Raw genomic sequence first — 19,717 nt, 5'->3', positions numbered from 1 at the left:
CGGGGCCCGGCTCGCTCGTCATCACCTGACATGACAAACCGAGCGAGAGGAAACCATGATCACCGTCTTTCAGAGCGTCACCCTCGACGGCGTCATGCAGGCGCCCGGCCGCAAGGGTGAGGACGACCGGGACGGGTTCGGGCACGCCGGCTGGGCCGACGGGTACGCCGACGAGGTGTCGATGGGGTTCGCGGCCGAGGGCATGCGCCAGGAGGGTTCGCTGCTGTTCGGCCGCCGTACGTACGAGGACCTGCTCGGTTTCTGGACCACGACCGACCAGCCCAACCCGTTCACCGACGTGCTGGTCAACGCCCGCAAGCTGGTGGTGACGCGCTCCGCGGAGACGACGGCGGCCTACCCGAACACCGAACTGCTCGTCGGGGACGCCGTCGAGACCGTCGGCCAGCACCGCGACGAGAACCTGACGATCATGGGGAGCGGTGAGCTGATCCGCGCCCTGCACGCGGCGCGGATGATCGATACGTACGTGCTGCAGATCCACCCCATCGTGCTGGGCTCGGGCGCGAAGCTGTTCGCCGACGGTGACCGGGCCGACCTGCGTCTCGAGCGGTCGCTGCCGACGACGACCGGTGTGATCATCGCCCAGTACGCTGTCCGCTGAGGAGGAGACATGCGCTACACGCTGCTGTTTCACTACCAGGAAGGCTCGGTCGAGACACTCGGCGAAGAGGTGATCGCCGAGGGCAAACGGGCTATGACGAGCTATGCGGCGACGTTGCACGCGGCCGGGGTGCTCATCGGGGGCGAGGTGCTGCACTCGTCCGAGCTGACCACCACCGTACGGGTGACCGAAGGCGTCGCCCACGTGCAGGACGGCCCGTACGCCGACACCAAGGAACAGCTCGGCGGCACGATCATCATCGACGTGCCTGACCTCGACGCGGCCATCGACTGGGCCCGGCGGGCGCCGCAGGCTCAGTGGGGCACGGTCGAGATCCGGCCCGGCGCCTCGCATCTGGTCGAGGGCGTCTGGACGTGAGCGCCGACGAGGCGCGCGCCGCCGCCGAACGGGCCGCGCGTGCCTCGTACGGGAAGCTCGTCGCTCTGCTCGCGGCGCCGGCCGGAGACGTCGCCCTGGCCGAGGACGCGCTGGCCGGGGCGTTCGAGGAGGCCCTGCGCCGGTGGCCCGCGACCGGCGTGCCCGCGAACCCGGAGGGATGGCTGCTCACCGTGGCCCGCAACCGCCGGCGCGACGTGTGGAAGTCCGCCGCCGCGCGCACCTGCGCCCCACTGACCGAGGACAGCGCCCACATCGATCCGCTGGCCGACCACGACCCGTACGCGATCGGCGACAAGCGTCTCGAACTGCTCTTCGTCTGTGCCCACCCGGCGATCGACGAGACGGCCCGCACCCCGTTGATGCTCCAGACCGTGCTCGGGTTCGAGGCCGCCGAGATCGCCCGCGCGTACGCGGTCCCGCCCGCGACGATGGCGCAGCGTCTCGTCCGTGCGAAGAAACGCATCAAACAGGCCCGGATCCCGTTCACCGTCCCCGATCGACGGTCGATGCCCGACCGGTTGCCCCCGGTGCTGGAGGCCGTCTACGGCTGCGCCGCGATCGCTTCGTCTCCGGCGGGCGAGGCCCAATATCTGGCCGTGACCCTCGCGGTGCTGCTCGGGAACGAGGCCGAGGCGTGGGGCCTGGCCGCCCTGACGACGTTGACGCTGGCCCGCCACCGTACCGGTTTTGTCCCGCTGGACGCGCAGAACCCGTCCGACTGGGACGCCGCGCTGATCGACGAGGGCGAGGCCTACCTTCGGCGCGCGGATCCGTCCGGGCCGCCCGGCCGTTTCCAGCTGGAGGCCGCGATCCAGGCCGTCCACTGCGACCGCCGCCGCACCGGCCACACCGACTGGGCCGCGCTCGACACCCTGTACGCGGCCCTGCTGATCGTCGCGCCTTCGCTCGGAGCCCGGGTGGCCGCGGCCGCGGTGCGGGGCCGGATCGACGGCCCCGAGGCCGGCTTGGCCGCGCTCCCGACGGACGCCGAATCGTTCCAGCCCTACTGGGCGACGCGCGCCGACCTGCTGGCCCGCGCGGGCCGCGACGCCACGGCGGCTTATCACCGGGCCGCCGACCTGACCGACGACCCGTCGGTGGCCGCCTTTCTCCGCTCCCGCGCTTGACCTCGCAGGTCGGTAGATCCCGAGCTGCCCTCGATCTGGGGAAGTACCAGGACATCGGTAGATCGGTGACCAGTTCTCCTCCTTGGTAGAGCAGTCGATGGGAAAAGGTTGACAAAGCCGATATGATCTCATCCAAGTGGTACCTGTCCACACCATTTATGTGGACACGTACAGCTCTGCTGATGTGTGCGGTCGACCGAGATCGGGCCGACGCAAACTTTCCGTGTGCCCACGATCGCTCACGGTAATTACTTTTTTGCCAGCGGCTGTCGGCCCGTGGAAGTACCGGGCGCCGGCGTGCCATACCTACATAGAGCTCGAAGGCCTCCATTGGAAATGACAGAAATTGTTCGCCAGATGGGTACCTCGCCGCGCCAGAGGGTCTGCCGGACGGAATACAGTTGTCCAGCTTTCTTCTTTCTGAAGAACGGCAATATCGGCGCTATCGGGAAGACTGAGAACACCGACCTGTCGGCTCAGCTCAAGAATGTCGACGCCTCGAAGGGGCCCGACGAGACATTTGTCGTCTTCCCTCGTGAGGTGTACCACGATTCCGTGATCGACTATCTCGGCAGCCTTCCCCGGGACGAAGCCACGGCGATCGTCCGGCCGGTGCTGAAGAAGATCGCGGGCGACCTCCTCCGCGAATGGACCGAATCGCTCCGCATGCTCATCGCGGCGTGGATGGAGCGCCTTCTGGCGGCTCCGGCCTTCGCATAACTGCATACCGGCCGGCCCGGCTCTATCCAGCTCCGGACCGGCCGGATCAATCAATCCGCCGAAGGCGCGGGGCGAGCGCCTTCCATCTGTGCGGCCAATTCGGCAGACACACGCTCCATTTCTTCGAAGCTGCTCCACGCGACGGCAACGAACTCTCGGCGCCGCCGGGATCGATGCGCCATCCAGATGGGGCCCGCACTGCGCCACCAGTCGCGCGAAACCGCATCGGCGAACAGATCGTCGAACGCGTATCTCAGCGATTCCGCGTCCAGCTCACCGAGTTCCCACAAGAGCATCCAATGGGACACCCAGAGGTTGCACACGAGTTGCCGGCGATGCTCACGATCGGATTCGACGTCTGCCGGTCCGCGGTAGCTGAGCTCCGGATCTTCGAGAATGAGTTTGATCAGCTCGAAATGCCGCTCGCGGGCGCTCGCGATTCTGGCCCAGACGGTCTGCCGCCACTGCACGGTCACCGACACCGCCACCCCGCACAGTGCCAGCCCCGAAAGAATCGCCGAGATCGCGCCATAAGCCTGCCCCACGTCGGAGAGCGTCTGCCAGTCCCGGCCCGCCACGCCACGAACGAGGAACGGAAAGATCAGAATTCCGGCGAGAAACACCACCGAAGCGGAAATGATCAGTGACGTGTTGATCCATCGACGTCGGAGAGTGCGGGTTCGCATACTTTCAGTGTCGCAAGTCGAAGCATCTCGACCATGCTGCGACCATAGATGACATTTTCGGCCTGAGCCCGCCGTCGGGCCCGACCATTTGCCGCTGGGCCCACCCAGCGGTGCGCCAGCCGATCTATGCCGGCCCGGGTCCAGTGCGGCGGCGGTCAGGCGTCGGAGCGGTGATTCCCGAGCGGGACCGACTTCATCGCGCCCTCGATGCCGAAGAACCGGCGAGAGGCCAGGTCGAACTGGCCGGCGGGAGTCGCGGCCCGGGACTGCGTGGTCGGCTCGTAGGCCTGGATCGCCGCGTCCAGCGTGGTTTCCGTCGCGATGGCGTGGCCAGTTCGGCCGCGTCCAGCAGGGCCAGGTTGACGCCGAAGCCGCCGAACGGGCCCATCGCGTGGGCGGCGTCGCCGAACAGGGGCACGCCGGGGGCGTGCGGCCGGCGTCGGCGTAGCGCATGTTGTGGAACGCCACCCCGGAGTAGTCGGGACCGGCATCGGTGGCCAGGCGGCGTACGCAGGACCCGACGCCGTCGGCGCCGATCACCAGGTCGGCCTCGGCGGTGGCGCCGTGGGGAGTAGCGAGTCTTATCACCAATTGCGTATCTGTGAGCGGCACCAGCGGTTCTGTTTCGCGCGCCTGACGTGAAACATGGCGTTCATGGTGCCGTGACGACCCCGTCACTCACGGGCACCTAACGACGATGGGAGGCAACGATGCCAGCCAATCGCGCGGTGGTCTACGAGGGGCCCGGCCAGGTCGCGGTCCAGGACATCGACTACCCGACGTACGAGCTGAAGGACGGCCCGGGCGTCAACAAACTCAACGTGGGCCGCAAGGTGCCGCACGGCGCGATCCTCAAGACGGTCGCCACCAACATCTGCGGCAGCGACCAGCACATGGTGCGCGGCCGCACCACCGCCCCCGAGGGCCTGGTGCTGGGCCACGAGATCACCGGTGAGGTCGTCGACGTCGGGCCGGGCGTCGAGTTCATCAAGACCGGCGACATCTGCTCGGTCCCGTTCAACATCGCCTGCGGGCGCTGCCGCAACTGCAAGGAAGGCAAGACCGGCGTCTGCCTGAACGTCAACCCCGACCGGCCGGGCTCGGCCTACGGCTACGTCGACATGGGCGGCTGGGTGGGCGGCCAGGCCGAGTACGTCCTGGTCCCGTACGCGGACTGGAACCTGCTGAAATTCCCCGACCGCGACCAGGCCATAGAGAAGGCGCTCGACCTGGCCATGCTCGCCGACATCTTCCCGACCGGCTACCACGGTTGCGTGAGCGCGGGCGTGACGACCGGGTCGACGGTCTACATCGCCGGAGCGGGACCGGTCGGCCTGGCGGCGGCCACTTCCGCGTGGCTGCTCGGCGCCTCGGCCGTCATCGTCGGCGACCTGAACGAGGAGCGGCTGGCCCAGGCGCGCTCGTTCGGCTGCGAGACCGTGAACGTGGCCCAGGGCGACCCGGTCGAGCAGATCTCCCGGATCCTCGGCAACGACGCCGCCGCGATCGGTGAGCCGCTGGTCGACGCCGCGGTCGACGCGGTCGGCTTCGAGGCGCGCGGCCACGGCGAGAACGCGGACGTCGAACAGCCGGCCACCGTGCTCAACTCGCTGATGCAGATGACCCGGGCCGGCGGCGCGATCGGCATCCCGGGCCTGTATGTCACCGGTGACCCGGGCGGCGTGGACGAGGCGGCCAAGGTGGGTTCGCTCTCGCTGCGGCTCGGTCTGGGCTGGGCGAAGTCGCACTCGTTCGTCACCGGCCAGTGCCCGGTCATGAAGTACAACCGCAACCTGATGATGGCGATCCTGCACGACCGGGTGCAGATCGCGAAGAACGTCAACGCCGTCGCCATCACGCTGGACGAGGCCCCGCAGGGCTATCGGGACTTCGATCAGGGCGCGGCCAAGAAGTACGTGCTCGACCCGCACGGCATGGTGCGTAACCGGGCGGCCTGATGCGTACGCGGCGGGTCCGCGCGGGCGGGCCCGTCGCATTACGATCCGGCGTTATGAGGAAGCGCTGGATCGGGCTCGCCGCCGTTGCCGTGTTCATCTCCGCGACCGCGGTTCCGGCCGAGGCCGCCACCGCGGCGGGCGTCGCGCAGGTTCTCAGCCCCTACGTGGTGCAATACGCCGCGGGTCAGAAAGCCGTGAACGCGGTCGTCGTCACCCGGTCCGGCCGCACCGTGACGATCGACGACCGAATCCCCGTACGGGCGGGAAAGGGTTGTGCCGCCGTCAAGGGTGACTCGACGAAGGTGCGGTGCACGACCTCGCAGACGCCAAACCAGGTGCGGGTCTTCACCTACGACCTCAACGACACCGTCATCAACAAGAGCGACCTGCCGCTGACCGCGAACGGCGGCCCCGGCAGCGACAAGCTCCTCGGCGGCCCGAAGAACGACTTTCTCCAGGGCGACGTGTTCGGTCAGGCGGGCGCGGGCAACGACTCGATCTGGGGCTACGGCGGGGTCGACTTCCTCATCGGGGCCGGCGGCGACGACAGCATCAACGGCGGCGACGGCAACGACTACATCGACATCTACCTGACGGGCCCGGGCAACCCCTACAACCCGATTGCTTCGTACGGGCATGACAAGCTCTACGGAAGCAACGGCGACGACTGGCTGCTCGGCGGCGCCGGCAACGACCTGCTCTCCGGCGGCGCCGGCAACGACAACCTCGACGGCGGCACCGGCGACAACACCTTCTACGGCGGCGACGGCAACGACCAGATGGAGGCCACGACGGGCGCCGACAAGTTCTTCGGTGGTCCCGGCGCCCGCGACACCGCCTACTACGGCACCCGCGCCCGGCCGGTGACCGTCGACATGGACGGCCAGACCGGCGACGACGGCGAAGCGGGGGAGGGCGACACGGTCGGCTCCGACGTCGAGTGGCTCTACGGCGGCACCGGCAACGACGTGCTGATCGGCAACGCCTCGGCCAACTACATCTTCGGCGGCCAAGGCGACGACCTCATCCGCGGCGGCGCCGGCAACGACGAGCTCCGCGACACCCAGGGCAGCGACAAGGTCTACGGCGAGGCCGGCGACGACCTGATCCACGTGCACGAGTTCGAGGGGCAGGGTTTCCCCGATCTGGCCGACGGCGGCCCGAACACCGACACGTGCCAGGCCGACGCCGACGACACCGTCGCGGCGTGCGAGGTCACCGACTGATCGATTGCGGTGACGCTTTACCGTCCAGTGTGTGCGGTTGAATGATCTCCGAGCGGGCTGGCCGGAAGAGGTGCTGACCGGTCAATACTGGTTTCAGCGGACGGGTGGGACGGCGGCCCGCGAGGTCGTCAGCTTTCTCACCGACGACCTGCTCTACCCCGACAACGACACCTCGCTCTGGACCCGCGCCGGCGACCGGATCGTCATGCAGGTCTTCCGGAACCAGCATCCGGGCATCAAGGCCGTCCGCGCCGGGGGCAGCGCTCCCTGGCTCACCCTGCTCCAGCACGTCCGGTCGCCGCAGGGCGAGGAGCCGTACCTGCTGCACCGCATGAGACGCCAGATGTCCGACAAGCGATACACGTTCCGGTCCCGGCTGCGTCGGGCCCGGCGGGAGTTCACCGCCGACATGGCGCGACTCCAGCCGACGCCGCTCCAGGTCTGGGACGTGCTCGACAACCGGGCGGACCGCTTCCTCGGCCGCCTGACCGTGCCGATCGGCGTCCCCGGGGCCCGCACGGCGATCCACGGCGCGACCGGACGGACGGCCGCGCATCTGATGGCCGAGGGTGAATTGCTGACCGTACGGACCGGAGCCCGCCCCGTGGCTCAGTTCACGCGCGTGGACAACGCCTACCGCGTCGACGTCGCGGGCGCGGCCCCGGCCGGCCTGGATCCGCGGCTGGTGCTGGCCTGCGCGCTCCTGCGATACGCCCGGCTGAGTGACAAATGAGAATCGACGAGCTCCGCGCCGGCTGGCCCGAACAACTGCTCACCGGGCAGTACACGATCCGCATCTCGGGCGGCACGATCGGTGGGGAGATCCTCGACGACCTCGGCAAGCTGTTCACGCTCGGCCTGCACGAGCCCGGCAACGACACCCAGGTCCAGGTGATCGCCGGCGGCACCCCGGTGATGACGTTCCGGCGCGACGAGGGCGACGGGATCCGGGCCGTCGCCGACTGGCCGCTGCTCACCCTGGTCGAGATCTCGGGTTCCCGCCGCCCGCCCGGCCTGCTGCGCCAGATCTTCGACCCGCTCACCGGCACGAGTTTGACCTGGCGGTCCCGGCTGCGCACGGCGACCCGGCGGGCCCGCCGCGCCCGTCCGGTGGTCCCGGTGGTGTGGGACGTGCACGACAACCGCCTCGGCCGCGTCATCGGGCGGCTCACCACGCCGGTCGGGGCGCCACCCGGCACGCTGACCGTGCTCCTGGGCGAGGACGGCCATCCCGCCGCGTTCCTGATGGACGACCCGGGCCGCCGCGTGCCGCCCCGCAGCCTGACCTTCCTGTCCGGCGGCCACCCGGCGGCCCAGGTGACGCGCATACGCCGGGGCTACCAGGTCGACGTCGCGGCCGCAGCCGCCGCGGGCCTCGACCCGCGCCTGGTGCTGGCCGGCGTGATGCTGCAGTTCGCCCACCTGAGCACCAGGTGATCAGTTGCTGTAGACCCGTTCCGGTGCAACCAGCACAACGGCTCGCCGCTGCTCGACCATCACCCGGTCGTACTCGTCCCAGTCCTCGTGCGTGCCACCGGCCGCGGTGAACACTTCGCGCAGCAGCAGCCGCAGCCGCTCCCCGTCGATCCCGTCGGCGGGGTCGTCGGGCCCGATGATGCGCGCCGCCCCCTCGACGGTCGCCCACTGCCACCCCGAGCGCACCGACACCGCAATCCGCGGGCGTGCCCTCAGGTTGGCGAGCTTCACTTTCCCGTACGTCACGAACCCCACCGCCCGTACGCCGGTAGCTGGGTCTTCGAGCACGCCGGCGTTGACCAGCGAGGCCTGAACGCTGCCGTCCGCCCGAGTCGTAGCCACCGTCACCAGTCCCTGCTCGCCACCGGCCAGCCCCGCGAAGTCCTCCAACGTCGTCATGCCCCGAACCTACGCCGGATCGGATCAACGACTGCGGACTGGAACGGGGGCTCGGGGCGGACCACCGTGAGGGGATGCGATTCGACGGCGTCGAGGTGAAGGTCAGCCTGGACGGTGAGCACACCGTCAAGGCCGTGGAGGCGCTGAACCTGCCGGATGTCGACCCCTGGAAGATCTTCTTTCTGGAGGACGTCACGAGCGGGCTCAGTGCGGGCACTCCGTTGCAGGACCGGCAGCTGATTCTGCGGGCCCGCCAGAAAACCAAGGGCAAGGACGACGTCACGGTCAAGTTCCGGCCCGGGCGGCGTTCCCAGCTGACCGACGCGTGGCTCGGCACGACCACGACATCTCACGGCAACCTGAAGTCCGAGTTCAAGGTCGAGGCGGACTGGGCGGGCGACCGGCGCACGCTGGCTCTGTCGCTCACCGCCGACCGCCCCAAGGACCTGGTGGCCGGGGTCGCGGCCGGCGAGCGGAGCGTCCGGGCCCTGTTCACCGACGACCAGAAACGGCTCCTCGACCAGTGCGCCGGTTTCCCGCTCAACCTCGACGTGCTCACCGTCCTCCCACCGATCGCGGCCCGGCGCTGGCCCACCTTCGCCGTCAACGAGCCCCACCGTCCCCCGCTGGACGTGCGGGCCGAGCGATGGACGGTAGGCGACCTGGACTTCCTCGAGCTGTCGATCTCGGTAGCGCTGGAGGTCGCCGAGGAGGCGCAACAGGCGTTGCTCTCCTTCGTCGCACACCGCGGCCTGAAGGTCGGCGAGGGCCCGTCCAAAACGACGCAGGTGCTGCAACTGCTGGTCGCGAAGGCCGCTCACCTACCCAGCCCATAGAGCCCGAAGTCATACTTCCAGCCATGACCACAGACGCCAAAAAGGCCAAGAAAGAATGGTTTTCCCGAACCTTGACCACAGCATGGTGAGTTGCACAGAGCAGAAGGCTGTATGCCACCTTGAGTTTCACCGCAACCACCCCGAGAGGCCGCCCCAAGGAATCCATTAAAACCCCACAAGGGCGCAAGTTTTCAACCGCCCGCTCTCGAAACGCGGTTTTTCCCCTACCGCCTTCAGGGCAACCTCACCCGGATACGGCGCAGCATCCGGCCAAGTCAGACGCCCTTCGCGCCGAAGCCAGGCCAACTTCTCAGCATGCCGCCGCCGAAGCCCAAATTCCCGCCGCCGAGCATGCTCACGCCGAAATTCCTCACGCTCCGCGGAATATCGACGACCCAACGTCCGATCCCGCATCCGAGCAGTTTTCGCACGCCCAAACAACGACAACTGACCCATGAATCAATTGTCCTCCACCGTGCGAGCCGAATGTCAGCATTCAATCATGCCAAACTCAATTTGCCCACTCGAAATTCGGTGGAATGTGCTTCCGGTCAGAGACATGATGTGAGCGTGACCGAGATCCTGGCCAGCACGGCCAATTTCCCCGCAACACGACCGGCGCCGAGGAGTTGCTGATGCCCCACGTGACGCTCTACGCCCTGGAGGAAGAGCTGACCGGCCACGAGCCACGGCTCATCGAGCACCTGACCGACGCCGTCGTCTCGGTCTACGGCGAGTGGTCGCGCAGCGCGGTCGACGTCCGTCTCATCGGCATCCCCACCGGTCGCTGGGCTCGCGGCGGTGTCGCGGTTTCGGCGGCGGCGCCTTCGGTCACGTTCGGCATGCGCGAGGAGGTGTTCGCCCGCGACGACGCCGCCCGGGTCGTCGCCCAGCTCGTCACGGCGTTCACCGATGCCGTGACGGCTGTGTTCGGCGACGCCTGCCGCGACGAAGTCCTGGTCGAGCTGATCGGCCAACCCACGTCCCGTTCGGGCTTGGGCGGAAAGGTCATCGGCTGACGACGAGCGCGGCCTGCGCACCGACCAGGACGGGCACAGCCCGCGGCTCGGCCTGTTTTCAGGCCCTGCGGACCCGCGTGGCGTGCAGTGAGGCGAGCAACTGCAAGCGGTCGGCGTCCGGGCTGCCCGGCTCGGCCGTGAAGACCAGCATCACCGGCCCCGGGTTGCCCGGCAGCGGGTATGTGTCCCAGGTCAGGTCGATGTCGCCGACCTCGGGGGAGTGGAACGTCTTGAGGCCGCTCACCGACTCCCGTACGTCGTGGCGCGCCCACAGCCGGCGGAACTCGGCGCTTCGGATGCTCAGCTCGCCCACGACCTCGGTCGCGCGCGGATGCGTGGGGTCGGTGGCCACCGCGGCCCGCATCATGCCGATGTATTCCAGGGCCTGCCGCTCCCAGTTCTCGCACGTCCGGTCGCCGGTCAGTTCGTCGGAGAACATCAGCATCAGCATGTTGAGCTGCCCCGGCGGATAGCCGGCCGGGTCGCCCAGCAGCGCCTCGGCCATCGGGTTCCAGGCGAGCACGTCGAGATGCCGGCCCAGCACCACGGCCGGTGTCGCCATCACGGCCAGCAATCGCCGGGTGCTCTCGGGCACCCTTTCCGGCTCCCGCGACACGCGCTGCGGCTCCGGCCGCCGGGCCGCGCGGGCCAGGGCGAACATGTGCCGCCGTTCCTTCTCGTCGAGGTCGAGCGCCCCCGCCACGGCGTCCAGCACGTCGTCGGACGGGCGCAGGTCGCGGCCCTGTTCCATGCGCTGGTAGTAGTCGGTGCTCAGCCCCGCCAGCAACGCCAGTTCCTCGCGCCGCAATCCGGTCACCCGGCGGCGGCCACCCGGTTCGAGACCCACGTCCTGCGGCCGCAGCCTTCCACGGCGGGCGCGCAGGAATTCGCCGAGCTCGCGAGCGTACGGACGGGCCTCGTTCATGCCGACAAGTGTGCCCCGCCCGCGGACCAGCAAGGTAGGTCTGCCCGACCTAGGCAAAGGCGTGCGACGGCGCCGCCCCTCGACGCCCCCAGCATCGACTCATGACCTCCACCATTGCCGTCGTCACCGGCGCGAACTCAGGCCTCGGCCGCGTCACCGCCACCCACCTGGCCCGCTCCGGCGCCCGCGTAGTCCTAGCCGTCCGCAACACCACCGCCGGCGCCGAAGCAGCCCGCACGATGCCGGGCGACGTGGAGGTGCGCGAGCTGGATCTGGCCTCCCTGACCTCCGTACGCACTTTTGCCGCCAAGCTGACCGCCGACCACCCGAAGATCGACGTGCTCGTCAACAACGCCGGCGTCGTCCTGCTCGGCCCGCGCCGCACCACCGGAGACGGCTTCGAGATGCAGCTGGGCACCAACATGCTCGGCCATTTCGCGCTCACCGGCCTGCTGCTCGACTCCCTCGGCGCCGCGCCTGCACCCCGTGTGGTCACGCTCAGCTCGATCACCCACAAGCGCGCGCATCTGGACTTCGACGACCTGATGTCCGTACGGAATTACGGAGCCTCCCGTGCGTACGGCATCTCGAAGCTCGCCACCACGGTCTTCGGCCTGGAACTGGACCGTCGCCTGCGGGCCGCCGGTTCGTCGATCGTCAGCGTCCTCGCCCACCCCGGCATCACCCGCACCAACCTGACCCCGCGCGCCTGGGAGCACCTGGGCCTGTTCGGACGTTTCGTGGCCTGGGCGGGTCTGCTGTTCACCCAGCCGGTCGAGCGTGGCGCCGAGCCCCAGCTGCACGCCGCCACCACCCCCGGTCTGCGCGGCGGCGAGTTCTTCGGCCCGTCCGGTTTCCTCGAGATGCGCGGCCGGGCCGTGCCGGTGCGTCCGAGCACCGAGGCCGCCGACCCGGTCGTGGGCCGGCGACTGTGGGCGGCCGCCGAGGAGCTGACCGGGGTGCGTTACCTGGGATAGCGCGCCCGCCGGCGATCAGCGTGCCGGCGGCGTCCAGCGCGGGTCGCGCCCGAGGTAGCGCAGCAGGGTGGCGGCCGCGTCGTTGCCGGGCTCGGCGGGCAGGGCCGGGGCATAGGCGAAGCCGCGCAACGGCTCGACCGTCGCATGCGCGGCCGCCAGCAATTGCTCGGCCAGCGCGCCGGTCAACGGGGTCGGCCGGCCGAGCGCCACCGCGACGTCCCAGGCGTGGACGGCGGCGTCGAGCGCGCAGGCGCCTGCAGCGAGCGCGGGTGCCAGCTCCGGCACGGGCGGAAGCGGGGTGGGCACCGACGACACCTCCGGGTCGACACCGGCCCAGACCGCGGCGGCGGCATCGATCGCCTCGGCCACCGTCTTCTGAACGCCGGCCTCGAGCCGGAGGGGCGGATCGAACGGGTTGTAGGACGGCAACTCGGCCTTCCCGACCACGGACGCCCAGGCACGCTGGTCCCCGGCGGCGTGGAACAGCACCTGGGCCACTGTCCACTCGGAACACGGCGTGGGGTCGTCGAGCTGTCTGTCGTCGACGGCCGCGGAGACGTCGCGCAGCGCGTCCAGAGCGGTGGTCAGCACGGCGAAGGTCATGGACGTGTCCTCTCAGACGATTGTCGCGAAGAACCGAGCATGCCGGGTGCGTCGTGGCCGGCCCAGTGGCCGCGGGTGCCGTTCTCGCTCACGGAGTGCCTTTCCGTGCCCATCCGCTAGCGAAACTGTGCGGACCTGTTCCGTTCTGTTGACATGAGATATTTCGATGGCTCAATGTGGTCGCAACGCGTCGTTGATCGAAAGGAAACACTCGATGCCGCGATCGCTCCTGCGACCACTCCTTCTCGCCGTCCTCCTGATAGCTTCCGTCCTCTCGGTCCCCGCCTCCGCCCAGGCCGCCGTGACCGTCAACGGCCTCAAGGGCGAGTACTTCCGGATGTCGGCGCCCGGCGCCCGCGACTTCGCGGAGCTCGGCGGCACCGTGCTCGACCCCAACATCGACCTGCCCGGCCTGGCCGGCACCTTCGAATCGCTGACCGGCCGCACCGAGCACACGACCGCGCGCTGGACGGGCAAGCTCACCGCCCCGGCCACCGGCGACTACACGTTCTCGATGATCGGCGACAACGGCTTCCGCTTCTACCTCGACGACCAGCCGGTGATCGACCACTGGGTCGGCGACTGGGACGTCGAGCAGAACAGCACGCCCGTACGCCTCGTGGCCGGTGAGGCCCACACCGTACGCATCGAGATGTTCCAGGACGTCGGCGGCGCGAACCTGTTCCTGCGCTGGGCCGGCGCCGGCATCGCCAAGCAGATCGTGCCCGAGTCGGCGTTCACCCCGCCGGACGGCTTCCAGGTCTACCCGGTCGCGTTCGCCGTGGACAAGGCCGGCACGACGCTGACCGCCAACTTCGACAAGCGCGTGGACACCCTCGGGCAGTTCGCCGAGAAGACCAAGGTCGAGGTCGACACCACCCCGTTCCCGATCAAGTCGGCGAAGCGGGACGGCAAGAAGATCGTCATCAAGCTCGACGCCACGATCCAGAAGAACCAGCGCGTCCGGGTCAGCTATGACGGCACCGGCGGCCTGGTCGTCGGCGGCGAGACCGTCCCCGAATTCCAGCGCTCGGCCACCAACAACTCCACCCACCGCCTGACCACCCCGTGGGGCGACAAGGTGGACAAGAACCACCCGCTGCCGGAATACCCGCGCCCGCAGCTGATCCGCAAGGACTGGCTCAACCTCAACGGCCAGTGGGAGTTCGCCGGCGCCGAGGCGGGGGAGCAGCCGGTCTTCGGCCGGAAGCTGGCCGAGAAGATCACCGTGCCGTACCCGGTCGAGTCGCAGCTGTCCGGCATCGAGCGGCGCGAGGACCACATGTTCTACCGCAAGCTCGTCACCGTCCCCGGCGGCTGGAAGAACAAGCGGGTCAAGCTCAACTTCGGCGCGGTCGACTACCAGGCCAAGGTCTGGGTGAACGGCAAGCTGGTCACCGAGCACACCGGCGGCTACAACGCGTTCACGGCCGACATCACCGACGCGCTCAAGAAGAGCGGCCAGCAGGAGATCATCGTCGCCGTCACCGACGTGACCGGCCCGAACCAGCCCAAGGGCAAGCAGTCGCTCAACCCGCAGGGCATCGTCTACGAGCCGTCGTCGGGCATCTGGCAGACGGTGTGGATGGAACCGGTCGCCGCGGCCTCGATCGACGAGGTGGTCGTCACGCCGACGCTCGACTCGGCCAAGATCCAGATCCGCTCGCAGGCGGCCGCCACGGTCACCGTCGTCGCGCGGGACAAGAAGGGCAAGAAGGTCGGCGAGGTCAAGGGCGCGACCAACACGGACCTGACGCTGAAGGTCAGCAACCCGCGCCTGTGGAGCCCGGACGACCCGTACCTGTACGACCTGGACGTCAAGCTGGGCAACACCGATTCCGTACGCAGTTACTTCGGTCTGCGCACGGTCGAGGTGAAGAAGGTCGGCGGTTTCCCGAAGCTCGTCCTCAACGGCAAGCCGATCTTCAGCCTGGCCACGCTGGACCAGGGCTTCTGGCCGGACGGCCTCTACACCCAGCCCAGCGACGCCGCGCTCAAGTTCGACCTGGTCGAGACGAAGAAGCTCGGCTTCAACGCGGTCCGCAAGCACATCAAGGTCGAGTCGGCCCGCTGGTACCGGCACGCCGACGAGCTGGGCCTGCTGGTCTGGCAGGACTTCGTCTCCTCCGACATCAACAGCACGGCCGGCCAGGAGGCGTTCCTGAGCCAGGGCCAGGAGATGATGAAGCAGCACCACAGCTACCCGTCGATCATCGGCTGGATCGTGTTCAACGAGGGCTGGGGCGAGTGGAACCGCGAGGAGACCGGCCGTATCGCCGAGCGGATGAAGGCGGCCGACCCGTCCCGCATCCTCAACGCGCACAGCGGCGTCAACTGCTGCGCCTCCAAGGGTGACAGCGGCAAGGGTGACGTGATCGACCACCACGACTACGTCAACAACGACCCGGCCTGGCCCGACGCCACCCGCATCGCGATGGACGGTGAGCACGGCGGGTTCACGCTGCGCACGCCGGGGCACATGTGGCCTGGCCCGCCGGCCGTCATCTACAGCGGGGTCGCCGACAAGGCCGCGCTGACCGCCAAGTACGTCGACAACACCGAGCGGTTCTATCTCGAGGCGGCCGCGGCCGAACTGTCCGGCTCGGTGTACACGCAGATCACCGACCTGGAGACCGAGCTCAACGGCCTCTGGACCTATGACCGCCGGGAGATCAAGGTCAACCCTGGTCCCGTACGGGAAATCAACGCCAAGGTCATCCAGGCCGGCGCGAATCCGGTGACCGAAGCCTCGTATCCGGGCAAGGGCGACTGGACCCTGGACGAGGGCAGTGGCACGACCGCGCGCGACACCAGCGGAAGCGGCGCCGACTTCACGCTCTCGGGAAACACGGCCTGGGTGGACGGCGTACGGGGGAAGGGTCTGAAGTTCGACGGTGACGGTGACTCGGCCGACACCGCGAAGCCCGTGCTCGACACCACGAAGGACTACACGGTCGCGGCGTGGGTGACGCTCGACAAGCTGCCCGGCAACTACGCCTCGGCGGTGAGCCAGGACGGGCGCGTCACCGAGAACCCGTTCTATCTGCAGTACGGGCAGGGCGCGTTCGCGTTCAGCACCCCCGGCGGCAACCGGGCCCGGCTGGTCGTCACGCCCGAGCTGAACCGCTGGTACCACCTGGTCGGCGTGCGTGACCACGCCAGCGGTGAGGTCCGGCTCTACGTCGACGGCCAGAAGGCGGCCGCCGTCCCGGCCGGTCCCGACGTGGTCAGCACCGGCCCGCTGGCGATCGGGCGGGCCAAGTACGCGGGCAACCGCACCGATTACTGGTCGGGCTCGATCGACCAGGTGCACGCGTACAGCAAATCCCTGACCGACGCCGAGGTCGCGGCCCTCTACGCGGCCGAGAAGTAACCAGGCGAGGCCGACGGCCCGCTCCCGCGCACGTTGCGGGGGCGGGCCATAGTCTTGTGGGCATGCTCAGCGACGACGACCTCGCCCTGCTCAGCCGCCCGCTCTACGCCTTCCTGACCGTCGCGCCCGGCGCCGGCCGCTGGCCCGCGCCGCGCCCGGTGTGGTTCGGGCTCTCGGCCGGCAACGACATCGAGATGTTCTCCGACCCGGGCGCACCCAAGGTCCAGCGCCTGCGCGACGAGCCCCGCGCCTCCGTCGTCGTGGCCGCCCCGGCCGGCGAACCCGAGCACTGGGTGTCCGTCGAGGGCGAGGTCACGTTGCACGACGACGGCGCCGACCTCGCGGCCCGGCTCGCCGACCGCTACTACGACATGACCGATCCGGCCCACCAGCAGCTGCTGGCGTCGTGGCAGGCGAGCGGGATGGTCCGGATCGTCCTGCGTCCGCTGCGGGTGAACCGCTTCGCCGCTTAGGGCGCCGGCGGTTCGGTCAGCCCCTGCAGCGGGAGGCCTCCTGATCCACAACGCCGCCGGCGAGGTAATCGGCGTGAGCGGCGGCACCTCCGACGTGGACGAGGCCTGTGCCCAGGCCGGATTGAGCGGTTCGCCCAGCGACTGAGGACCGTCCGGTTGAGTGATCTTGGCTGGAACGCTGGGCAGAATGCATCGATGCAACAACTCGAGGCGCACGAAATGCCGCTCCACAAGGTCTTCTGCAGCGACTACAGCTTCCATATCCCGGAGTACCAGCGTCCGTACGCTTGGCGCAAGGAACAGGCTCTGCAGCTGCTCGATGACCTCTCCGAAGCCCTCGATCGCAACGAGAGGGAGCCCTACTTCCTGGGCTCCGTCGTGCTGGTGAAGAGCAAGCAGGACCCATCGGCGGGAGTCATCGACGGCCAGCAGCGGCTCACGACGCTGACGATTCTGCTGGCCGTGCTCCGCGACCTGGCCGACGACGAGGAAATTCGCTCCAGCCTGGGCCAGCTGATCTCCGAGCCCGGCAGCAAGATCCTCGGCCTGGAGACGCAGCCGCGGCTCGCCCTGCGCAAGCGTGACCGCGCCTTCTTCGGCGAGCACATCCAGCAGGCCGACGGTGTCACCAAGCTTCTTGACTTGAAGGACACCGTCGCCAAGAACGAGGCCCAGGCCACCGTCCGCGAGAACGCGGTCGCGATGTACGAGCGGCTGGTCCGGTGGCCGGAGCGGCAGCGCATGAGCCTCATGCGGATGCTGAGCCTGCATACGTATCTCGTGGTGGTCAGCACGCCCGACCTGGCCAGCGCACATCGCATCTTCAGCGTGATGAACGCCCGCGGCCTCGACCTGTCACCGACCGACATCTTCAAGTCGAGCATCATCGGGGACCTGCCGGCCGGCTCGTCCGACCTCTACGCGGAGAAGTGGGAGAACGCCGAGGAGCGCGTCGGCCGCGACCTGTTCGCCGAACTCTTCCAGCACATCCGCATGATCTTCGCGATGAAGCGGCCGGAGAAGGAGCTCCTGAAGGAGTTTCCGGACCAGGTCCTGGTCGACTATCTGCCGGGCAAGGGCGCGGATTTTGTCGATGACGTGCTCACGCCGTACGCCGAGGCCTATGGACAAATCCGCGACTTCAGCTACTCGGCGGCCTCCGGGGCGGACCGGGTCAACAACTGGTTCCGGCGGTTGGCCCAGATCGACAACAGCGACTGGCTGCCGCCGGCGCTGTGGGCCCTGCGTCACCACGCCGACGATCCGGAATGGCTGGACAGCTTCTTCCGGGCCCTCGAACGGCTCGCCGCGAGCATGCTGATCCGCCGGGTCTACGCGACTCCCCGTGCGCAGCGGTACGCCGGGGTGCTGCGGGAACTGGCCGACGGGCGAGGAGTCGACGCCCCTTCGCTGGCCCTGTCCGAGGGCGAGAAGGCCGAGGTGCTGCAGAAGCTGAACGCTGACCTCTACCTGCAGGAGAAAGTCCGGCGCTACGTGCTGCTCCGACTCGACGAGCTGCTGGCCCGCGCCCCGGGTGTCACGTACGAGCACGCGCGGATCACGGTCGAGCATGTGCTGCCGCAGAACCCGGCTCCCGCATCCTTGTGGCGGGTCAACTTCACCGATGAACAACGTGAGTACTGGACCCACCGCATCGCCAACCTGGTGCTGCTCAACCGGACGAAGAATTCCCAGGCCCGCAACTTCGACTTCGCCAAGAAGAAGACCGGCTACTTCACCGCCCGCAACGGCGTCGCGGCGTTCGCGCTGACCAGCCAGGTGGTCACCTATCCGCGGTGGACGCCCGAGGTTCTGCGGGACCGCCAGACCGAGCTTCTCGCCGTGCTGAAGAAGGCGTGGCTTACGGACTGACCCGTCTCCTAAAGGGGGGTAGGAGGTGACCCGACGGCCAGAATCTGCGGAGTGGCATTCAGACGACCGTGACGCTGATTTGGGATCTGGCGGGGCGCCGGGTCAACCTCGACAGTCGTCCCTCCTGCTTGAGCCGGGTGAGAACGCGGTGGTGGGTGTCGTTCGGGAAGGCTGGCGACGCGCCCAGGTCGGGTGGGGTGGCTCGCGAAGACGTCATCGGCGACGGACGACTCGTCCATGTATCGGCCGCGGTCCCGCGCGAGCCACAGCGGCGGTCGGACCTCGGCCGGCCAGAAACGAACAGCCCAGATGTCACCCTCGTCGTCGGCGGGACGGCGGCACACCCGTACGCGGAAATCGCCCGTCCCGCCCAGAGGAAGACCGGTTTGCGTGGGCCCGCTCGTCCTGCTGATGAAGCCGACGGCCCCGGAGAGGGCTAACCGTGCAACGTGGGTCGGTACGTGAGCTCCTGCGTGTGGCCGTCGAGCGTACGGTGGCCGACCAGTTCGAGGTCGAAGTCGGCGGCGCCGCGGAAGATGGGGTCGTCGCCGGTCCGGCCGGTGATGACCGGAAAGATGGTCACCTGGAGGAAGTCGACCAGGCCGGCCGCCATCAGCGCGCGGTTCATCCCCAGGCTGCCGTGGGAACGCAACGGCACCGGGGATTCCTCCTTGAGCCGGGCCACCACCTCGACCGCGTCGCCGCTCTCCACGGTCGCGTCGGGCCAGTCGAGGGACTTCTCCAGCGTGCTCGACACCACCGTGGCGGGCGTGTTCACCATCCTCGTGACCCAGGGGTCGAACACAGACTTTTCGACGCCCGAGGTCAGCAGCTCGACGAAGGCCCGGTAGGTGTTGGCCCCGAACACCATCCGCTGCGGTTGCCCATAGAGCGCGAGGCGGTGTTCGAGCAGTTCGGGACCCTGCTTGCCCCAGTAACCGCCCCAGTCGCCGCCGTCGGCGGCGCCGAAGCCGTCGAGGCTGCTGAAGACGTCGAACGTGTAGGTCGCGGTCATGATGCTCTCCT

The 19,717-nt window shown here is 68.8% G+C and carries 20 protein-coding genes and 1 pseudogene; 15 read left to right on the top strand and 6 right to left on the bottom strand.

Features of this window, described 5'->3' with window-relative positions; translation table 11 throughout:
* Nucleotides 1-55 precede the first annotated feature (55 nt).
* The 4 genes from JIG36_RS04175 (at nt 56) to JIG36_RS04160 (ending at nt 2,868) form a co-directional block, all read left to right on the top strand.
* On the top strand, nt 56-622 hold the full coding sequence (locus tag JIG36_RS04175; protein WP_236045509.1) for a dihydrofolate reductase family protein: 567 nt from the start codon (nt 56-58) through the stop codon (nt 620-622).
* Nucleotides 623-631: 9 nt separating this feature from the next.
* The gene (locus JIG36_RS04170) at nt 632-1,000 is read left to right on the top strand and encodes a YciI family protein (RefSeq protein WP_203374616.1); all 369 of its coding nucleotides are present in this window, start codon (nt 632-634) and stop codon (nt 998-1,000) included.
* Nucleotides 997-2,148 carry an RNA polymerase sigma factor gene (locus tag JIG36_RS04165; RefSeq protein WP_203374615.1) on the top strand — a complete coding sequence of 384 codons (1,152 nt, stop codon included), beginning with the start codon at nt 997-999 and terminating at the stop codon, nt 2,146-2,148. The genes JIG36_RS04170 and JIG36_RS04165 overlap by 4 nt, the downstream gene beginning before the upstream one ends.
* Nucleotides 2,149-2,505: 357 nt before the next feature.
* Entirely contained in the window at nt 2,506-2,868 is a 363-nt protein-coding gene (locus JIG36_RS04160; protein WP_203374614.1) for a hypothetical protein, read from the top strand.
* A 50-nt stretch (nt 2,869-2,918) separates the two neighbouring features.
* Here JIG36_RS04160 and JIG36_RS04155 read toward each other — a convergent pair whose 3' ends face one another.
* Together JIG36_RS04155 and JIG36_RS54765 are read right to left on the bottom strand one after the other, a co-directional pair.
* The gene (locus JIG36_RS04155) at nt 2,919-3,554 is read right to left on the bottom strand and encodes a DUF6082 family protein (RefSeq protein ID WP_203374613.1); all 636 of its coding nucleotides are present in this window, start codon (nt 3,552-3,554) and stop codon (nt 2,919-2,921) included.
* A gap of 193 nt (nt 3,555-3,747) precedes the next feature.
* Nucleotides 3,748-3,942 (bottom strand): hypothetical protein, encoded by a 195-nt coding sequence (locus tag JIG36_RS54765; protein ID WP_268919528.1) that lies wholly within the window; start codon nt 3,940-3,942, stop codon nt 3,748-3,750.
* Nucleotides 3,943-4,264: 322 nt separating this feature from the next.
* Between JIG36_RS54765 and fdhA the strand changes: the two genes are divergently transcribed.
* The 4 genes from fdhA to JIG36_RS04130 are packed head-to-tail and all read left to right on the top strand — an operon-like array spanning nt 4,265 to nt 8,175.
* Nucleotides 4,265-5,512 (top strand): formaldehyde dehydrogenase, glutathione-independent, encoded by a 1,248-nt coding sequence (gene fdhA, locus JIG36_RS04145; protein WP_203374612.1) that lies wholly within the window; start codon nt 4,265-4,267, stop codon nt 5,510-5,512.
* 53 nt (nt 5,513-5,565) lie between these two features.
* On the top strand, nt 5,566-6,738 hold the full coding sequence (locus JIG36_RS04140; RefSeq protein WP_203374611.1) for a calcium-binding protein: 1,173 nt from the start codon (nt 5,566-5,568) through the stop codon (nt 6,736-6,738).
* Nucleotides 6,739-6,775: 37 nt separating this feature from the next.
* Nucleotides 6,776-7,471 (top strand): hypothetical protein, encoded by a 696-nt coding sequence (locus JIG36_RS04135; protein WP_203374610.1) that lies wholly within the window; start codon nt 6,776-6,778, stop codon nt 7,469-7,471.
* Complete coding sequence (locus JIG36_RS04130; RefSeq protein WP_203374609.1) at nt 7,468-8,175, top strand: hypothetical protein; 708 nt, start codon at nt 7,468-7,470, stop codon at nt 8,173-8,175. The genes JIG36_RS04135 and JIG36_RS04130 overlap by 4 nt, the downstream gene beginning before the upstream one ends.
* On the opposite strand, the gene JIG36_RS04125 is transcribed toward JIG36_RS04130, so the two are convergent.
* Nucleotides 8,176-8,613 carry a TIGR03618 family F420-dependent PPOX class oxidoreductase gene (locus tag JIG36_RS04125; protein WP_203374608.1) on the bottom strand — a complete coding sequence of 146 codons (438 nt, stop codon included), beginning with the start codon at nt 8,611-8,613 and terminating at the stop codon, nt 8,176-8,178.
* 74 nt (nt 8,614-8,687) lie between these two features.
* Here JIG36_RS04125 and JIG36_RS04120 point away from each other — a divergent pair, with 74 nt between their 5' ends.
* Both JIG36_RS04120 and JIG36_RS04115 read left to right on the top strand, forming a co-directional pair.
* Complete coding sequence (locus tag JIG36_RS04120; protein ID WP_203374607.1) at nt 8,688-9,449, top strand: hypothetical protein; 762 nt, start codon at nt 8,688-8,690, stop codon at nt 9,447-9,449.
* 635 nt (nt 9,450-10,084) lie between these two features.
* On the top strand, nt 10,085-10,468 hold the full coding sequence (locus JIG36_RS04115) for a tautomerase family protein (RefSeq protein WP_203374606.1): 384 nt from the start codon (nt 10,085-10,087) through the stop codon (nt 10,466-10,468).
* Nucleotides 10,469-10,526: 58 nt separating this feature from the next.
* Here JIG36_RS04115 and JIG36_RS04110 read toward each other — a convergent pair whose 3' ends face one another.
* On the bottom strand, nt 10,527-11,393 hold the full coding sequence (locus JIG36_RS04110) for a helix-turn-helix transcriptional regulator (protein ID WP_203374605.1): 867 nt from the start codon (nt 11,391-11,393) through the stop codon (nt 10,527-10,529).
* Nucleotides 11,394-11,494: 101 nt separating this feature from the next.
* Here JIG36_RS04110 and JIG36_RS04105 point away from each other — a divergent pair, with 101 nt between their 5' ends.
* Nucleotides 11,495-12,370, top strand: coding sequence for an oxidoreductase (locus tag JIG36_RS04105; protein WP_203374604.1), 876 nt, complete (start codon nt 11,495-11,497; stop codon nt 12,368-12,370).
* A gap of 15 nt (nt 12,371-12,385) precedes the next feature.
* Here JIG36_RS04105 and JIG36_RS04100 read toward each other — a convergent pair whose 3' ends face one another.
* Entirely contained in the window at nt 12,386-12,973 is a 588-nt protein-coding gene (locus JIG36_RS04100) for a TIGR03086 family metal-binding protein (protein ID WP_203374603.1), read from the bottom strand.
* Between the two features lie 214 nt (nt 12,974-13,187).
* Between JIG36_RS04100 and JIG36_RS04095 the strand changes: the two genes are divergently transcribed.
* The 4 genes and pseudogenes from JIG36_RS04095 to JIG36_RS04080 all read left to right on the top strand — a co-directional run bounded on the left by JIG36_RS04095 (nt 13,188) and on the right by JIG36_RS04080 (nt 18,691).
* On the top strand, nt 13,188-16,346 hold the full coding sequence (locus JIG36_RS04095) for a LamG-like jellyroll fold domain-containing protein (protein WP_203374602.1): 3,159 nt from the start codon (nt 13,188-13,190) through the stop codon (nt 16,344-16,346).
* A 62-nt stretch (nt 16,347-16,408) separates the two neighbouring features.
* On the top strand, nt 16,409-16,819 hold the full coding sequence (locus JIG36_RS04090; RefSeq protein WP_203374601.1) for a pyridoxamine 5'-phosphate oxidase family protein: 411 nt from the start codon (nt 16,409-16,411) through the stop codon (nt 16,817-16,819).
* 28 nt (nt 16,820-16,847) lie between these two features.
* Nucleotides 16,848-16,964: pseudogene (locus tag JIG36_RS54615) on the top strand (hypothetical protein); the annotation flags it as partial.
* 50 nt (nt 16,965-17,014) lie between these two features.
* On the top strand, nt 17,015-18,691 hold the full coding sequence (locus JIG36_RS04080; RefSeq protein WP_203374600.1) for a DUF262 domain-containing protein: 1,677 nt from the start codon (nt 17,015-17,017) through the stop codon (nt 18,689-18,691).
* A 436-nt stretch (nt 18,692-19,127) separates the two neighbouring features.
* On the opposite strand, the gene JIG36_RS04075 is transcribed toward JIG36_RS04080, so the two are convergent.
* A complete protein-coding gene (locus tag JIG36_RS04075) occupies nt 19,128-19,706 on the bottom strand; it encodes a dihydrofolate reductase family protein (protein WP_203374599.1) in 579 nt (192 codons plus the stop codon).
* Between the last annotated feature and the right edge of the window lie 11 nt (nt 19,707-19,717).

The sequence above is a fragment of the Paractinoplanes ovalisporus genome (genome assembly GCF_016834655.1).
Taxonomy (GTDB): Bacteria; Actinomycetota; Actinomycetes; order Mycobacteriales; family Micromonosporaceae; genus Actinoplanes; species Actinoplanes ovalisporus.
This window is presented reverse-complemented; position numbering and strand designations above follow the sequence as displayed.

Coding starts and splice junctions, on each gene's coding strand:
- JIG36_RS04175 (WP_236045509.1), top strand. CDS start 56: ATGATCACCGTCTTTCAGAGCGTCACCCTCGACGGCGTCATGCAGGCG.
- JIG36_RS04170 (WP_203374616.1), top strand. CDS start 632: ATGCGCTACACGCTGCTGTTTCACTACCAGGAAGGCTCGGTCGAGACA.
- JIG36_RS04160 (WP_203374614.1), top strand. CDS start 2,506: ATGGGTACCTCGCCGCGCCAGAGGGTCTGCCGGACGGAATACAGTTGT.
- JIG36_RS04155 (WP_203374613.1), bottom strand. CDS start 3,554: ATGCGAACCCGCACTCTCCGACGTCGATGGATCAACACGTCACTGATC.
- JIG36_RS54765 (WP_268919528.1), bottom strand. CDS start 3,942: ATGGGCCCGTTCGGCGGCTTCGGCGTCAACCTGGCCCTGCTGGACGCG.
- fdhA (WP_203374612.1), top strand. CDS start 4,265: ATGCCAGCCAATCGCGCGGTGGTCTACGAGGGGCCCGGCCAGGTCGCG.
- JIG36_RS04140 (WP_203374611.1), top strand. CDS start 5,566: ATGAGGAAGCGCTGGATCGGGCTCGCCGCCGTTGCCGTGTTCATCTCC.
- JIG36_RS04130 (WP_203374609.1), top strand. CDS start 7,468: ATGAGAATCGACGAGCTCCGCGCCGGCTGGCCCGAACAACTGCTCACC.
- JIG36_RS04125 (WP_203374608.1), bottom strand. CDS start 8,613: ATGACGACGTTGGAGGACTTCGCGGGGCTGGCCGGTGGCGAGCAGGGA.
- JIG36_RS04120 (WP_203374607.1), top strand. CDS start 8,688: ATGCGATTCGACGGCGTCGAGGTGAAGGTCAGCCTGGACGGTGAGCAC.
- JIG36_RS04115 (WP_203374606.1), top strand. CDS start 10,085: ATGCCCCACGTGACGCTCTACGCCCTGGAGGAAGAGCTGACCGGCCAC.
- JIG36_RS04110 (WP_203374605.1), bottom strand. CDS start 11,393: ATGAACGAGGCCCGTCCGTACGCTCGCGAGCTCGGCGAATTCCTGCGC.
- JIG36_RS04105 (WP_203374604.1), top strand. CDS start 11,495: ATGACCTCCACCATTGCCGTCGTCACCGGCGCGAACTCAGGCCTCGGC.
- JIG36_RS04100 (WP_203374603.1), bottom strand. CDS start 12,973: ATGACCTTCGCCGTGCTGACCACCGCTCTGGACGCGCTGCGCGACGTC.
- JIG36_RS04095 (WP_203374602.1), top strand. CDS start 13,188: ATGCCGCGATCGCTCCTGCGACCACTCCTTCTCGCCGTCCTCCTGATA.
- JIG36_RS04090 (WP_203374601.1), top strand. CDS start 16,409: ATGCTCAGCGACGACGACCTCGCCCTGCTCAGCCGCCCGCTCTACGCC.
- JIG36_RS04080 (WP_203374600.1), top strand. CDS start 17,015: ATGCAACAACTCGAGGCGCACGAAATGCCGCTCCACAAGGTCTTCTGC.
- JIG36_RS04075 (WP_203374599.1), bottom strand. CDS start 19,706: ATGACCGCGACCTACACGTTCGACGTCTTCAGCAGCCTCGACGGCTTC.